Here is a 15298-nt window from a genome sequence, read left to right as displayed (position 1 = left end):
TCCCCACTCCCCACTCCCCACTCCCAACTCCCAACTCCCAACTCCCCGCTTTTAATCAATATCTTGCAATCGATATAAACGACGCACTAAATTGACCAAGCTTTCTTGTTCATCAGCCGCAGCGCTATTGAGCGCAGCCAGCGGCGCGTGCAAAAATTTATTATTCATTTGCTGCGCCATTTGCTCAATCACGCTACTTGGGTCAGCACCAGCGGCCAAGCGTTTTTGCGCTTTGGCCACTTCAGTCCGGGTAATGCGCTCAGAATGATCGCGCAAATCACGAATCGTTGGCACCAAAGCGCGGCCAGCCAGCCAAGTCGTAAAGTCGCTCAAACGCTCGCTAATAATCGCTTCGGCACTTTCCACGGCCAAAGAGCGCGACTCGACGCCTTGCCGTACCACCTCGGCTAAATCATCCACGGTAAATAAATACACGTCGTTTAAATCCGCCACTTCGCTTTCTATATCGCGTGGCACGGCCAAATCGACCATAAAAATCGGCCGATGGCGGCGTGATTTTAAAGCGCGCTCCACCATGCCCTTGCCCACAATCGGCAACGACGCAGCAGTGGACGTCACCACCACGTCAAACTCGGCCATTCTGGCCGGCAAATCGGCCAACAACATCGCTTCGCCATTAAATTGCTGCGCTAGCGCTTGACCGCGCTCGAGCGTGCGATTGGCAATGGCGATTTTTTTGGGGTTTTGCGCAACAAAATGCGTGGCACACAGCGTAATCATTTCGCCGGCACCAATAAACAACACTTTGCAATCAGCAATCGAAGGAAAAATTCGCTCGGCCAAACGCACCGCAGCGGCGGCCATCGATACCGATGACGAACCAATTTGTGTCCGCGTGCGAACTTCTTTGGCTACGGAAAAAGCCCGCTGAAACACCCCATTGAGCAAGGTGCCCAAGGTGCCGGCATCACGCGCTGAGCGTTCGGCATCTTTAAACTGCCCAACAATTTGGGTTTCACCCACCACCATCGAGTCCAAACCGGAGACCACGCGATAAGCATGCCGCGCCGCAGCCTCACCTTCATAGATATACATATGGGAGGTAATGCTATCAACGCTTTGATTTCTGTTGTCTGCAAGCCAATACATCACTTGATCGATATCGCGAGCGTGGCAATACAGCTCGGTTCGATTACAGGTGGAGACAATCGCCGCTTCAAAAACGCCCTTGAGCGCAACCAAATCAGCCAGTGCCGATGGCAACTCATCGGGATTAAAGCTAAGCCGCTCCCGTACCGCAAGCGGTGCAGTTTGATAGTTAAGGCCGAGAACAAGCAGGTTCATGAAAAAATAGCGGGTTGCAAAACCCGCCATTTTACCCTGAATTCCCCCCAATCACGCCATACAAAAGGGGTAGAAGGCGATTAAAAATTCAGCAGACGTGCTGATTGGTAAAAAACAAAAGAAATCGTCCACGCCAAACCCAAAGACCACACCAGCGAAAACGCAGTAAATGCCGTCGATTTGGATTCTTTTTTCATCGCGGCAATCACTGAAACGCAAGGAATATACGTCAGCGTAAACAACATAAAGCTATATGCCGACACCGGATCAAGCGTGTGCGCGAGCTGTGTTGCCAGCGCCGTACCCTCATGCCCAGTAATCACCGATAAAGCGCCAAGCACGACTTCTTTGGCAACAAAACCAAAGATCAGCGCAATCGACAAGGTCGAATCAATGCCAATGGGCGACAATACCGGTTGGAAAAAATCCGACACCATCAAGGCATAACTGTGTTGTGGATTAGGGAAATTAGTCAGCAACCACACTAACACCACCCCAATAACGATCATGGTGCTGGCTAAACGCAAAAAGTCGCGCGCCTCACCCCAGCCCCGCCGCCAGATATGACTCATCAACGGCAAACGATAAGGCGGTAATTCCAGCGCAAACGGCTCATTGGATTGAAAGTGCGAGCGAAACAACACCGCAGTGCCCATCGCAATCAAAATACTGATGATATACAGCGACAACAACACCCATGGCGCATTGGCTGGACTAAACAAAGCGCCACTCAAAAACAAGAAAATCTGCAAGCGCGCCGAGCACAATGAAAAAGGAATGGTGAGCATCGTCAGTAAGCGCGCTTTATGGTCGCGAATCACTCGCGTACCCATAATCGCCGGCACATTGCAGCCAAAGCCCATCATTAGCATCACAAAGCCACGACCATCGAGCCCCATCCGACTCATAATGCCATCCATCATAAACGCGGCGCGGGCAAAATAACCTGAATCTTCAATCACTGACATTAAGCAGAAAAACAAGAAAATAATCGGCGCAAAAGTCAGTACCGTGGTGACGCCATCAAACAAGCCATTGACAATCAATCCTTGCCAAAAAGCTGGTAAAGCTTGGGTTGCGGGCAATAAGAACCCTTCTTTGAACCAAATTAATCCCGCTTCCATCGTGTCTTGCAACGGTGTACCGATGGCAAAAGTGAGTTGAAACAAACCGAACATCACGATGATAAACAGCGGCAATCCCAACCAAGGGTGCAACACAAAACGATCCACTTGTGCGGTGGTGTCCAGCGCTAGCGTCGGCGGCTGGTGGACTGCGGCTTGAAACAGACGTTTTTCTTGCGCATGCATGGCGCTGGCTGCAGGTACATTGGCTAAATCAAGCTGCACACTGGTGTGCGACATCAATTGATTTAATTGCTGCTTGGCTTCATTCAGGCCCGTACCCAATTTAGCGCTAATCAATTGCACTGCGCAGCCCAGCGCTTGGGCCAGCACATCGCAATCAATCGAAATACCAGCGCGTTTGGCTTCATCTTGCATATTGAGGCAAATTAGTAACGGCGCACCTAAGGCTTTGAGCTGCAGCGCTAAGGCCAACTGGCGATCGAGTTGCGTGGCATTGAGCACCAGCACAATGGCGTCGAGCTTGGCTTCAGCCAAAAAGCGCTGGGCGACATGCTCGTCCTCTGCGCCGCCGATTAAATCGTAAATCCCCGGCAAATCAAAAATTTGCACCATATTGGCGCCGAGCAAAATTCGGCTGGAAGCCAATTCCACCGTTAAGCCCGGCCAATTGGCCACGCGAGCAGTGCCGCCAGTCAGGCGATTAAATAACGTCGATTTTCCAGTATTGGGCATCCCAACCAGCGCCACCCGCTTCATGCTAAAACCTCAGTTTGATCCAGCACAGCAACACTTGACGCAATCGGCATCACTTGAATCCGCGCGGCATCGGCACGGCGCAGCATAAATTCAGTATTACCCACCCGCAAATGCAAAGGGCCACCGAGCCAGCCTCGGCGTATCACCGTGACTTCACTGTGCTCACGCAAACCCAGCGCCGACAATCGCGGTAGCAAATCAACATCAGTGCCAATCGTTTGTACCAAAGCACGTTGGTTTAAATCAAGCTGAGCTAAAGAACGCATAATCGCCAGTCCGCAATGAGAATGATTCATAATACCACACAGTATTGCTGATTCCTCGTTGATGCCGATCAACAAAGCTCGATTCAAAACCCGCTGGCAACAAAAAATAAAGCGCGATTAACCCTCGCTTTATCGCCAGAATCAATCACACCTTACGCAGCCATCGACGCGAATAAAACCGATTTATTTGAGTAACAAGCAACAATTTTATAGCGTAAAAAAAAGCGGCCAAGGCCGCTTTTTACTTTGTAGTGATCGCAATGCTTTATTTACGATTAATCGCTCGCCAAGCAATATCATTACGATATTGCGCGCCATCAAAATGAATCTCGGCCAAAATTTCATACGCGCGTTTTTGCGCCATTTTGTAGTTTTCACCAAATGCGGTAACACACAATACACGGCCGCCACTGGTGATTGGCTCACCCGCGGCATTGAGCGTAGTACCGGCATGGAACACATGACCGTCTTCTAAATCACTCGGCAAACCGGTAATCACGTCGCCTTTGCGCGGTGTTTCTGGGTAATTGGCCGCAGCCATTACCACGCCCAAAGCCACCCGACGATCCCATTCGCATTCAACTTGATCGAGCGTGCCGTTCACGCCATGCTCGCACAAAGTCACAAAGTCCGACTTCAGGCGCAGCATAATCGGCTGAGTTTCTGGGTCACCAAAGCGGCAGTTAAATTCCAGCGTTTTGAGCGAACCATCCGGGCTCACCATTAAACCGGCGTACAAAAACCCGGTGTATTCGATGCCGTCTTTGGCCATGCCTTGCACCGTTGGCAAAATCACCTCACGCATTGCGCGTGCGTTGATTTCTGGCGTGACCACTGGCGCGGGGCTATACGCACCCATGCCGCCGGTGTTCGGGCCTAAATCGCCGTCGAGTAAACGCTTGTGGTCTTGGCTGGAGGCCATCGCCAATACGTTTTTACCATCGACCATCACGATAAAGCTGGCTTCTTCGCCGGTGAGGAATTCTTCAATCACCACGCGGGCACCCGCGTCGCCAAATTGATTGTCAGACAACATCGCATCCACTGCCGCATGGGCTTCGAGCAAGTCCATCGCGACCACCACGCCTTTACCCGCCGCTAAGCCATCAGCCTTAATCACAATCGGCGCGCCTTTGGCGTCGATATAGGCATGCGCTGCCGCAGCATCGGCAAACGTTTGGTAATCGGCAGTCGGAATGCCATGGCGCTGCATAAAGGCTTTAGCAAAATCTTTAGATGATTCAAGCTGAGCGCCTGCCTGAGTTGGGCCAAAAATTTTGAGCCCAGCCAAACGAAACGCATCCACAATCCCTTGCGACAACGGCGCTTCGGGACCAACGACGGTCAGCTGGATGTTTTCCGCTTTAGCAAATTCAATCAATTCTGAAATAGCGGTGATTGCGACATTGGTGAGATTTTTTTCGAGTGCAGTCCCTGCATTGCCTGGCGCGACAAATACTTTAGTCGAGCGCTCAGATTGGGCTAATTTCCAAGCTAATGCATGTTCACGGCCACCTGAGCCAATGACGAGGATATTCATTTCTTTCTTACTCCAAGCGCTGATTAGTAATCAAAGCGGGAAAATATAAACAACACATTGCCATTATTGCTACTACCCGGAATATAAGTCGCATACAGATTAACTTTGTCATATTTCAGCGCAACTAAAGGCAAGGCAAAAGGCAGCGGGACATAACTGCCGATATCACTGCGCGAGAACAAACCCGCAGTCAAACCCGCCCCCGCTTTGAGTGGACCTAAGACATTCCAATACCACATATAGGCATAGCCGATATGGGTCTCAGGCTTGCTATGCGAATCAGAAAACATCATCGCATAAATCATTTCTTCATTATTATTGGGTAAGCTGCGATACAAGCTAAGACCGCCGCCATACGCCAATTCGTTATAGTTATCGATTTTATCTCGATCATAGGTGCTGCGATTATGCCAAGCGTAGCCAGACACCAACAAACCCGTTTCGCCCTCATCCCAGATGCTGCTGATATTGGCGCAAGCCTTATCAAACAGCCACCAGTTAGCACAATCGGCTGCCGATACATTGGCAGCGAACAATAGCCCGATACACATTGCCCATATTTTTTTAAATGTCATTATTTTGAATCATTCGAAGAGTTAAAAATGTTTTTCATCTTCCCGTGAGATGCGAGCTGAGTTCAACATGGATGCAAAACCAACTGGCAAGGCGTAATAACCGAAAATACGGCTCAACATCCAGATGCCAGCAAGCTTTGATCAATCGACTGATTCGCTTGTTATTATTTATATTTTTTATGGGTATTCTGGTCGCCCATTTAATGGCGACCAATTAACGACACCGCTACAGTGCATCAACAGCGCAGCGGCTTTGCTGATTAATGACGGAAATGACGAATGCCAGTCATCACCATTGCGATACCGTGTTCGTCGGCCGCCGCAATCACTTCTTCATCGCGCAAGCTACCGCCTGGTTGAATAATGGCTGACACACCGTTTTCGGCAATCACATCCACGCCATCACGGAACGGGAAGAAAGCATCTGACGCTGCGACTGAACCGCGTAATTCCAACCCAGCGTTGCGCGCTTTAATCGCGGCAATTTTAGTTGAATCCACACGGCTCATTTGGCCAGCGCCAACGCCCAGTGTTTGGCCGCCTTTGCAGAACACAATCGCGTTCGATTTAACAAACTTGGCCACATTCCACGCGAACAACAGATCTTTCAACTGTTCAGGCGTCGGTTGCAATTTGGTAACGACTTTCAAATCGCTCAGTAAAAGCGCGTGAACGTCTGGTGTTTGCACCAACAGACCGCCACCAACGCGTTTGATATCAAAACGGTTTTCACCGTTTTCAATCGCGATTTCCAATACACGTACATTTTGTTTTTTGGCGATCAAAGCCAATGCTTCTGCCGTGTAGGCTGGCGCAATCAATACTTCCAAAAATTGCGTCGAAACCGCTTCAATGGTATCGGCATCTACGGTTTTATTAAAAGCAATAATCCCGCCAAAGGCACTGGTGGTATCGGTCGCTAAGGCTAGGCGGTATGCGCTATAGCTGTCTTTACCCACGGCAACGCCGCAAGGATTGGCGTGTTTTACAATCACACAGGCTGGTTCGGCAAATTGCTTCACGCATTCCCACGCGGCATCCGAATCGGCGATATTGTTGTACGACAATTCTTTACCTTGGTACTGCTTGTAATTGGCCAAGCTGCCTGCTGCTGGATCCAAATCACGGTAAAACGCTGCTGATTGATGTGGATTTTCGCCGTAACGCATGTCTTGCACTTTTTCGAACTGCAAGTTTAAGCGCGTTGGGTAAATCGCTTTTTCACCGTCGGTAGTCAATGCCGTCAGGTAATTTGAAATCGCGCCGTCATACGCGGCAGTATGGCTAAAGGCTTTTTTCGCCAAGTTTTTGCGCGTTGCCAAAGCCAATGCGCCGCCGTTAGCTTGCATTTCTTCGATCAATAAATCGTAGTCCGCCGCATCAGTGACAATCGCCACGTGCGCGTGGTTTTTGGCGGCTGAGCGCACCATGGCTGGGCCACCGATGTCGATGTTTTCAATCGCGTCTTCATAGCTGCAATCGGGTTTGGCAATCGTAGCTTCAAACGGATACAGATTCACGCAGACTAAATCAATATTACCAATGCCATGCTCGCCCATCGTGGCCACATGCGCGTCTAAATCACGACGGCCTAAAATGCCACCGTGGATTTTTGGATGCAAAGTCTTCACGCGGCCATCGAGCATTTCAGGAAAGCCGGTGTAATCGGCAACTTCAATCACGGGTAGACCGTGATCGGCGAATAATTTAGCTGTGCCACCCGTCGAAAGAATCTCGACACCTTGCTGATGCAAGGCTTGGGCAAATGCTAAAACACCAGTTTTATCCGATACGCTGATCAAGGCACGGGTAATTTTGCTCATCATGCTTTCCTCTGTTTGAATTGAAACTAGACCCCACAGGGGTCGATTTATAACAAATCGTAGGCTTGTAATTTTTTACGCAGGGTATTGCGATTAATGCCAAGCATTTCTGAAGCGCGCGATTGATTACCCTCAACGCGCTGCAGCACATTCACCAAGAGCGGCTTTTCCATGCGAGCCAAAACCATTTCATACAATGCACTCGGCGGCTCACCATCAAGGTCATTAAAATACTGCGCGAGCGATTCATTAATTGCCGTTGCAATCAAGTCGGTGGGGGTAGTCATTCAATCTCCCGATTTTTCGGTGTTCGTTATTGTCTTCATCACACAGCTGTTACGCTATTCTGACTCGTTCGCTGTGTTGCGGTATTGCAATCGCTCGCCAAAATTGAGCAAGCTTTTTAAGTAGGTATCGACCGCTAGCGCTTGTCCAGCGGTGCTTTCCTCGGCATACATCGTTTGCCTAAATTCATTACTGCCATGTAAACCCTTGGTATACCAAGCAATATGCTTACGGGCGATGCGGCAACCGGAATACTCACCATAAAACGCATATAAATCGTCCAAATGCCCCAGCAATACGCCGTGAATTTCTAGCACTTCGGGCGGCGGTAAGGTTTCTCCCGTCGCCAAAAAATGCGCAATTTCACGGAATAACCAAGGTCGGCCTTGTGCCGCACGGCCAATCATAATCGCATCAGCCCCGGTTTCTTTGAGCACCAAAGCCGCTTTGGCTGGACTATCGATATCGCCATTGGCAATCACCGGAATCGAAATCGATTCTTTGACTGCGCGAATCAAGTCATACCTTGCCTGCCCGTGATACATGTCTTCCCGCGTGCGGCCATGAATCGCCAACGCAGCAATCCCAGCGTTCTCGGCCAGCTCGGCAACGCGCAAAATATTCTCCGCGCCATTGGCAAAACCCAAGCGGGTTTTTAACGTGACTGGCACGTCAACGGCATTAACCACCGCAGCCAAAATATCGCCAACCAATTGCTCGTTTTGCAATAAAGCCGAACCCGCCAGCTTATTGCAGACCTTTTTGACTGGGCAGCCCATATTGATATCGACAATTTGCGCGCCATTGGCGACTTGAAACCGCGCCGCTTCGGCCAACATTTTGGGATCTGAGCCGGCAATCTGCGCCGAAATTGGCGCCAGTTCACCGTCAAAATTAGCGCGCAGCAAAGATTTTTGACTTGAACGTAAAGCCACATCGCTAGTCATCATTTCGGAGACCGCATGCCCAGCGCCAAACTGCTTACACAATTGACGAAAAGGACGATCAGTCACTCCCGCCATGGGCGCAACGATCAGATTATTTTTTAACTGATACGGGCCAATCTGCATGGCATTCAAATCATCCAAGGGGAAGGCGCGGATTCTACATCGTGCCTAAAAAATAGGCAACAAAAAGCGGCGAAAAGCCGCTGTTTTTGGCGCTGATTGCCGATCTAATCCAGCTATACAGCAAGACTTAACGCTGCTCGCGCCTCAACCCGCCATTCTTGCATTGATGGCAAGGCTAGCACTGCATTCATGTATAAATCTAATGGCGCAGGAACAGAAATACCGTAAGTTACAAAGCGCGTCACCACCGGCGCAAAAAAAGCATCCACCCAAGAAAAATGCCCAAACAAAAATTCGCCATGCCCAGCAAACCGCGCGCGGCAATCATGCCAAATCGCCAATACCCGATCAATATCCGCCTGCAGCGCATCGTTCATCACCACCGAATGTCTCTGAGTCACATCCATAGGACACATCGTGCGTAAAGCCGAAAATCCAGCGTGCATTTCAGCGCAAACCGAGCGTGCATAAGCGCGCGCTACGATCTCTTGTGGCCATAATTTGGCCGCTGGATAACGTTCCGCCAAATATTCTGCAATCGCTAAGCTATCCCAAATATGCAGATCACCATCGATTAAAACCGGCACTTTGCCGCTAGGCGAGAACTGCAAGCGCGCCGCCAAGGCATTGGGCGCGTACAAATCATGTGCCACTTCGTCAAATTTAATTCCCGCAACTTTCATCCCCAGCCACGGCCGCAAAGACCATGAAGAGTAATTTTTATTCCCAATCACCAATTGCATACCTAACTCCATCCGCCATAAATAAAGCCCAAATGAAGTCAATCATTCAGGCTCTGCCCTCAATCACGCCAACACGTTCGCTTGTCACAAGCGACGCTCACTAAAGTCCTTAATCCCCGTCTTTCTAGTCGCGTTTTGTCCTACTGTACTCAATGCACGGTCTGCGGCGAGGATGCCTGGTCTAACGTCTTCTCATAACACTTTGCTACCCATACTTAAGTAAGATCGACCGATTTGCCCTCAACTGGAATTTTTATTTGAAAACACGTGCCCTGCCCAACCACCGAAGTACAACGAATCGAGCCACCTAATTTTTGCGTTACCAAATTAAAAACAATCGGCAAGCCTAAACCAATGCCGCCTTGATTGCGCTTGGTGGTATAAAACGGATCAAAAATTTTAAGCTGCTCAAGCTCTTGCATTCCCTTGCCATTATCTTGCACGCTAATTTGATAGTAATGCTCTATTTTCGCCACCACCACATCGATTTGGCCATTGGCGCCAGCATCAAAAGCATGAATCAACGCGTTTTTAAGTAACTGCCTTAACACTTTAATTAAAACGCCGGGATAGCACAGGCAAATCCATTGTTCATCGCAATGTACATAAATTGTAATTTGATTTTGATTATACTGATTACTCAACATCACCTCATCAACCATGTATTGAATATCTTCCTTTAAATCAATTGAAGAAAAAACATCCACATCCTGATCGACCGCTACTTCTTTAAAGTTATTAATAATACTCGCAATTCGATGTAGATTTTTGAGTGACAATTTAATACTTTGATCAAATTTTTCCAAGTAGTTTTCTAATGATTTCTTCTTCAATGACTGATCAGAAACCATTTTACTTAATTCATTATTTTCTTCTTCCATATAACTCGTCGCTGTAATGCAAATTCCAACCGGCGTATTAATTTCATGCGCCACGCCAACGACTAAAGCGCCTAAGGAAGCCATTTTTTCTGTTTCAATCAGATTTTTCTGCGCCTTGGCCATTAAATCAAAAGCATGCGTTAATTCTTGATTCTTTTCGATGATAATATTTGTTTGCTCGGTGACTTCATTTTGTAGGTCGCCAATAAATTGATCCGCAAATTGCGCTCTTACTCTAAAATTAAATAGAGAGCTAATCACCAAGCCAATAAAACTCAAAATAGCAAAGCTAATCATCAGGTTGTTTTTATTGACAGCATGAGCAACACTGGCGGCATTTCTAGCCTCTTGCAAATGATAAAACTCATTAACCCGCGACATAATCTGGCTTTTCGCCTGCAAATAAGCTTCGCCATAGAGCTGACTCACTGCCGCTGGCGTAACATAATTGCCATCCGTTTTGGGTTTATTTTGCGCCACCAATTTAAACACATTTTTTTCTAAATCAGCCAATTGATCCGAACTGGCTTGCGCGGCGTGCAACTGAAGTAATTCTTGCTCAGTAAAACCATTTTGATCAAATAATTGCCGCAAACTCACTGTTTGACCATCAGGAAAAGGCGGAACGCCTTGATGGGGCATTAATAAATCCCAATACACCCGATGATAATTTTCTGGTCTAGGACGAATGCCGTTTCGAATATCAAGAATTTGATTATAAAATTGCAAAAACTTGGTATTTCCGGTCGCCGCATAAGCACGGGCCATTAACGTTAATTGATCAGAGCTTAAACGCATTTGCTCAGCCAATAAATACGATTGATAGCGACGCTCTGTTGCCGCTTGCCGTTCAGCCAAAGTGACATAGCTAAGATAAACAAAAATAGCCGCCAAAACCGCACACAGCAGCGCCAATATCGCCGACCATTCTAGCTTTTTAAACTGTTGCTTTGTCTCTTGCCTCATCCTTTGACTCCAGCCAAACCATTATTTTGCCTGCATTGCGATGCTCAATATCCACTCGACCCAAAATCGCACCGTCGACAAACGCTGCGTAGCATCCGAGCCATCCCCATCAGTATCATGTATTTGCCAGCACTTTGCTGACTCATTTAAAAAGCAAATGTATATACATACAAAAGGAAACAGAAAGAAATAAAGCGCCGTTTCTGCACCTCACTGCGCCATACAATAAGCCTGTGCCCTCCCATCATCCATCTGGGTATTCATATCCAATACTGATTGCACATGCTTTGGCGGCATATACCCATTGATCGGCGAATGAAAATACAGGCGTAAAAAAACCGCCGATAATTTGGCGGTTGTTTTGCGATTTAGTCTGGCATCAATTCAGTTGCACGGTATAGCCGGCTTGATTGCTGGGATGATCTTTGTTTACAAACACGGCGCGGTCGTTTTTCACCATTAACACTTGGAAAAACGGTTTAAAACGCTCATCGCTAATGCCAAATGCCGCTTGAATCTTGGCAAACAAAGCTTGTTCTTCTGGCTCGGCTTCGCCGTCCGAGAATGCTGAATCGAGCAGATTCATCAAAATGCACATTTTTTGCGCGTCGGTTAATACCGGCGTCGCTTCGGCCAAGAAGGTATCAATCGAATTTTTTTGACGATACGCCAAAGCCCGATCGAGCAATTGACGATTTTGCGCGCCAACACCAATTGCACCACTGCTTGATTTTTCGCCGCCCAATACCGATAGCAAATGGCCGACTTCTTCATTATCCATCTCGCCATCGGCCGACATCATATACAGCAAGCCCGTCGCAAAAGCGAAATGTGGACTCATCGTCGTGCTAGTGTCGCTCTTGAACATATCAAACAAACCCATCTCAATTCCCCTTTTTATGAATCAATAAAATAGTACGGCTGATCTCAGCTCATTCAGACCTCACGCTCAGCAATGAGTTCCACACCGACAGCGATCTATTGAACAAAATTTATAGGGTATTTCAATGCAGCTTTTGAATTCTGTACGCTAGAAGCCAATACATCGATAAGCACAACAAGTGGCTTGCAGCCGCACATCAAAAAACCGCTCGAATTCAGTCGAGCGGTTGGAGCGTGGTCGGATGAAATCAGCGCAGCGCTAATCCATCTCATTGGCAGCATTAAGCTTCTGGCGGCTCTTGAATATGCACGGTGCGCGTTGGGAACGCAATTTGGGCGTGGTGCTGCTCAATAATGGCGGCAATTTGCAATAACACATCTTGTTTCACCGCATGAAAACGCACCCAATCGGTGGTTTTGGTGAAGGCATACAACATAATATCCAGCGATGAGGCGGCAAATTGATTGAAATTGACGATGGTAGTTTGCGTCGAATCAATCTCGGGATGCGCATCTAACATCAGCTTAATCTGGTTCACGATGCTATGCACTTGGGCAATATCGTCATAACGCAGACCGATGGTTTCGCGAATCCGGCGATGCGTCATACGCGAAGGATTTTCGACCACGATGGTGGTAAAGATCGCATTGGGCACATAAATCGGGTTTTTATTAAACCCGCGAATCCGCGTATGCCGCCAAGAAATTTTTTCTACCGTGCCTTCAATCTGCTTATCCGGCGAACGAATCCATTCACCGACGCTAAACGGTCGATCCAAATAAATCGTCAAGCCACCAAAAAAATTGGCCAGTAAATCTTTGGCGGCAAAACCCACTGCCAAACCGCCAATCCCACCCGCCGCGAGCACGCCTGAGACACTAAAACCGAGTGTCTGCAAAATGCTCAGCGCGGTGGCAATCACGACGATTAAGCGACCCAGTTTAGATAAAGCATCGACCGTCGTGGAGTCGACACTTTCGCCGCGCTCATAGCGATCACTCAAAAAGCTTTTGCTGGTCAACGCGATGAGGCGAAATAAGAACCAAGCCAAGCACAGCGTCACCCCGACACTGCGTAATGGCGACGTTAAGCCGACGAGATTGACATGCAAATACTGTGGAATCAGCGTCAAAATATAGCTAATCCCCAGCACCCAAACCAAGCTGCGCAAAGCCGGACGAGCAGCATGCACCAGCACATCATCCCAGCGGGTATTGGATTTGTGCGCCAGCCGCGTCACCAGACGCAGCAAATAAGCCAGCAAGGCATTCACCGCAACAATCACCAAAATGGCCAACAGCACACTATGGATTTCAGGCGTTTCAAACAACAGCGTATCAAGTTGCGTAAACCAAGAGTCCACCGGCAGATTTCCTTATTCAATCAAAATTAAATCGCGCCAAGCTGGCATGCTCAGCGGCAAAAGTGCGTACTGTGGCATCGCACACCCGCAATGTCTGCGCCAAATTACCGCGCTCTCGCCTCGTCAATATAAATGATGATTGCCCAACGCCCACGGATTCCCACCCAAAACCACGGCCAACACCACCAGAATCAATCGGGCGGTTTTTGTATAGCTGCGTAGGGCGTCAATGAGCAAAGCGAATTGCGCCGAGCACCCGTCGAGCAACCACAACACACCATTCAATTCACCCATTGCTCGATTGGCATGCAGATCGGTCAATTTACGCAAAAGCCGGTGCAATTCGCTAACGCTCATTGCCCCCTACGATTACATCGATTCGGATCGATTGCGGCTTACGAGTGACTCGATTGCGTCACCAAGACGTGAAAGGTCGAATATGGCCAGTCTTGCACATTAGCAACCAAGCCATGTTTAACCGGATTGAAATGAATGTAATCCATGTGATTCTGAAAATCCCGCTCATCTCGGATCAAATGCTCCCAAAAGCGCCGCTGCCAAATACCACGCTCACCACGACGCACGCGAGCGGGATTTCGCCATTCATCAGTGGGTAGGTTGCGAGAAAAATAGGCTTTAATTAATCGCCAGCGCAATGAAAAATCTGTATCGCCGGCGGGTAATTCAAGAATGCAGTGCAGATGATCAGGCAACACCACCCACGCATGAATTCGAAATGGATGTCTCTGCCGCTTATAGGCCACCGCCTCACGCAGTAAATCGATGTGTTGCACCAATAAAAAATTGTTGTGGCGTTCCAGCAAGGTCACAGTAAAAAACCATGTCCCACCCGGTAGCCATGCGCGGTGATAATTAGGCATGCACGCAGTATCGCCACCCAATTCGTAAAAGCAATCCCAAACGTAGGGCGTCAATGAGCAAAGCGAATTGCGCCGAGCCAACGTGGAGCAGTCGCCTTGCACGGTTCAATTCACCCATTGTGCAATTTGCATACAGATCCGTGCAATTGACGCAAAAGCCGGTGCAATTCGCTAACACTCATTGCCCCCTACAATTGCATCGATTCGGATCGATTGTGGCTTACGAGTTAAAGATCATTGCGACTTACAAACCATCCGTAAAAGTAACGCCAAACCGTAGGGCGTCAATGAGCAAAGCGAATTGCGCCGAGCACCCATCGAGCAACCACAACACACCATTCAATTCACCCATTGCGCGATTGGCATGCAGATCCGTGCAATTGACGCAAAAGCCGGTGCAATTCGCTAACGCTCATTGCCCCCTACGATTGCATCGATTCGGATCGATTGCGGCTTACGAGTTAAAGATCATTGCGACTTACAAACCATCAGTAAAAGTAACGCCAAACAGTAGGGCGACAATGAGCAAAGCGAATTGCGCCGAACAACCGTGGAGCAGCCACAACACACGATTCAATTCACCCGTTGTGCAATTTGCATACAGATCCGTGCAATTGACGCAAAAGCCGGTGCAATTCGCTAATGCTCATTGCCCCCTACAATTGCATCGATTCGGATCGATTGTGGCTTACGAGTTAAAGATCATTGCGACTTATAAACCATCAGTAAAAGTAACGCCAAACCGTAGGGCGTCAATGAGCAAAGCGAATTGCGCCGAGCCAACGTGGAGCAGTCGCCTTGCACGGTTCAATTCACCCGTTGTGCAATTTGCATACAGATCCGTGCAATTGACGCAAAAGCCGGTGCAATTCG

General features: G+C 48.5%; 14 protein-coding genes. All 14 read right to left on the bottom strand.

Annotated features, from left to right (window positions below):
- Positions 1 to 51: 51 nt before the first annotated feature.
- The 14 genes from hemA to LG219_RS09880 all read right to left on the bottom strand — a co-directional run bounded on the left by hemA (position 52) and on the right by LG219_RS09880 (position 14425).
- Positions 52 to 1305: a glutamyl-tRNA reductase gene (gene hemA, locus LG219_RS09945; protein ID WP_226764332.1), complete on the bottom strand. Its 1254-nt coding sequence runs from the start codon at positions 1303 to 1305 to the stop codon at positions 52 to 54.
- An 80-nt stretch (positions 1306 to 1385) separates the two neighbouring features.
- The gene (gene feoB, locus LG219_RS09940) at positions 1386 to 3149 is read right to left on the bottom strand and encodes a ferrous iron transport protein B (protein ID WP_226764331.1); all 1764 of its coding nucleotides are present in this window, start codon (positions 3147 to 3149) and stop codon (positions 1386 to 1388) included.
- Positions 3146 to 3445: a FeoA family protein gene (locus LG219_RS09935; RefSeq protein WP_226764330.1), complete on the bottom strand. Its 300-nt coding sequence runs from the start codon at positions 3443 to 3445 to the stop codon at positions 3146 to 3148. The genes feoB and LG219_RS09935 overlap by 4 nt, the downstream gene beginning before the upstream one ends.
- Before the next feature lie 235 nt (positions 3446 to 3680).
- Positions 3681 to 4955 carry a phosphoribosylamine--glycine ligase gene (gene purD / locus LG219_RS09930; protein WP_226764329.1) on the bottom strand — a complete coding sequence of 425 codons (1275 nt, stop codon included), beginning with the start codon at positions 4953 to 4955 and terminating at the stop codon, positions 3681 to 3683.
- 23 nt (positions 4956 to 4978) lie between these two features.
- The gene (gene pagP / locus LG219_RS09925; protein WP_226764328.1) at positions 4979 to 5530 is read right to left on the bottom strand and encodes a lipid IV(A) palmitoyltransferase PagP; all 552 of its coding nucleotides are present in this window, start codon (positions 5528 to 5530) and stop codon (positions 4979 to 4981) included.
- Positions 5531 to 5790: 260 nt separating this feature from the next.
- The gene (purH, locus tag LG219_RS09920; protein WP_226764327.1) at positions 5791 to 7353 is read right to left on the bottom strand and encodes a bifunctional phosphoribosylaminoimidazolecarboxamide formyltransferase/IMP cyclohydrolase; all 1563 of its coding nucleotides are present in this window, start codon (positions 7351 to 7353) and stop codon (positions 5791 to 5793) included.
- A gap of 47 nt (positions 7354 to 7400) precedes the next feature.
- On the bottom strand, positions 7401 to 7640 hold the full coding sequence (locus LG219_RS09915; protein ID WP_173532493.1) for a helix-turn-helix domain-containing protein: 240 nt from the start codon (positions 7638 to 7640) through the stop codon (positions 7401 to 7403).
- A 54-nt stretch (positions 7641 to 7694) separates the two neighbouring features.
- Positions 7695 to 8708, bottom strand: a complete 1014-nt coding sequence (dusB, locus tag LG219_RS09910) for a tRNA dihydrouridine synthase DusB (protein ID WP_226764326.1) — start codon at positions 8706 to 8708, stop codon at positions 7695 to 7697.
- Positions 8709 to 8821: 113 nt separating this feature from the next.
- Positions 8822 to 9451 carry a glutathione S-transferase family protein gene (locus tag LG219_RS09905; RefSeq protein WP_226764325.1) on the bottom strand — a complete coding sequence of 210 codons (630 nt, stop codon included), beginning with the start codon at positions 9449 to 9451 and terminating at the stop codon, positions 8822 to 8824.
- 215 nt (positions 9452 to 9666) lie between these two features.
- A complete protein-coding gene (locus LG219_RS09900) occupies positions 9667 to 11298 on the bottom strand; it encodes a sensor histidine kinase (protein ID WP_226764324.1) in 1632 nt (543 codons plus the stop codon).
- Positions 11299 to 11677: 379 nt separating this feature from the next.
- A complete protein-coding gene (locus LG219_RS09895; RefSeq protein WP_226764323.1) occupies positions 11678 to 12181 on the bottom strand; it encodes a tellurite resistance TerB family protein in 504 nt (167 codons plus the stop codon).
- A 280-nt stretch (positions 12182 to 12461) separates the two neighbouring features.
- Positions 12462 to 13544 carry a mechanosensitive ion channel family protein gene (locus tag LG219_RS15290; protein WP_226764322.1) on the bottom strand — a complete coding sequence of 361 codons (1083 nt, stop codon included), beginning with the start codon at positions 13542 to 13544 and terminating at the stop codon, positions 12462 to 12464.
- A gap of 123 nt (positions 13545 to 13667) precedes the next feature.
- Positions 13668 to 13901 (bottom strand): hypothetical protein, encoded by a 234-nt coding sequence (locus LG219_RS09885; protein WP_226764321.1) that lies wholly within the window; start codon positions 13899 to 13901, stop codon positions 13668 to 13670.
- Positions 13902 to 13939: 38 nt separating this feature from the next.
- Entirely contained in the window at positions 13940 to 14425 is a 486-nt protein-coding gene (locus LG219_RS09880; protein ID WP_226764320.1) for an REP-associated tyrosine transposase, read from the bottom strand.
- Positions 14426 to 15298: the final 873 nt, after the last annotated feature.

The organism is Deefgea salmonis (assembly GCF_020531905.1).
GTDB lineage: Bacteria > Pseudomonadota > Gammaproteobacteria > Burkholderiales > Chitinibacteraceae > Deefgea > Deefgea salmonis.
Note: the sequence above shows the minus strand (reverse complement) of the source record. Positions and strands in the feature narration are given on the sequence as shown.

What these genes read in the sequence shown, in the direction of transcription:
- dusB (WP_226764326.1), bottom strand. Translation starts at nt 8,708, where the DNA reads ATGCAGATTGGCCCGTATCAGTTAAAAAATAATCTGATCGTTGCGCCC.
- feoB (WP_226764331.1), bottom strand. Translation starts at nt 3,149, where the DNA reads ATGAAGCGGGTGGCGCTGGTTGGGATGCCCAATACTGGAAAATCGACG.
- LG219_RS09905 (WP_226764325.1), bottom strand. Translation starts at nt 9,451, where the DNA reads ATGCAATTGGTGATTGGGAATAAAAATTACTCTTCATGGTCTTTGCGG.
- purH (WP_226764327.1), bottom strand. Translation starts at nt 7,353, where the DNA reads ATGAGCAAAATTACCCGTGCCTTGATCAGCGTATCGGATAAAACTGGT.
- purD (WP_226764329.1), bottom strand. Translation starts at nt 4,955, where the DNA reads ATGAATATCCTCGTCATTGGCTCAGGTGGCCGTGAACATGCATTAGCT.
- LG219_RS09915 (WP_173532493.1), bottom strand. Translation starts at nt 7,640, where the DNA reads ATGACTACCCCCACCGACTTGATTGCAACGGCAATTAATGAATCGCTC.
- pagP (WP_226764328.1), bottom strand. Translation starts at nt 5,530, where the DNA reads ATGACATTTAAAAAAATATGGGCAATGTGTATCGGGCTATTGTTCGCT.
- LG219_RS09895 (WP_226764323.1), bottom strand. Translation starts at nt 12,181, where the DNA reads ATGGGTTTGTTTGATATGTTCAAGAGCGACACTAGCACGACGATGAGT.
- hemA (WP_226764332.1), bottom strand. Translation starts at nt 1,305, where the DNA reads ATGAACCTGCTTGTTCTCGGCCTTAACTATCAAACTGCACCGCTTGCG.
- LG219_RS09880 (WP_226764320.1), bottom strand. Translation starts at nt 14,425, where the DNA reads ATGCCTAATTATCACCGCGCATGGCTACCGGGTGGGACATGGTTTTTT.
- LG219_RS09935 (WP_226764330.1), bottom strand. Translation starts at nt 3,445, where the DNA reads ATGAATCATTCTCATTGCGGACTGGCGATTATGCGTTCTTTAGCTCAG.
- LG219_RS09900 (WP_226764324.1), bottom strand. Translation starts at nt 11,298, where the DNA reads ATGAGGCAAGAGACAAAGCAACAGTTTAAAAAGCTAGAATGGTCGGCG.
- LG219_RS09885 (WP_226764321.1), bottom strand. Translation starts at nt 13,901, where the DNA reads ATGAGCGTTAGCGAATTGCACCGGCTTTTGCGTAAATTGACCGATCTG.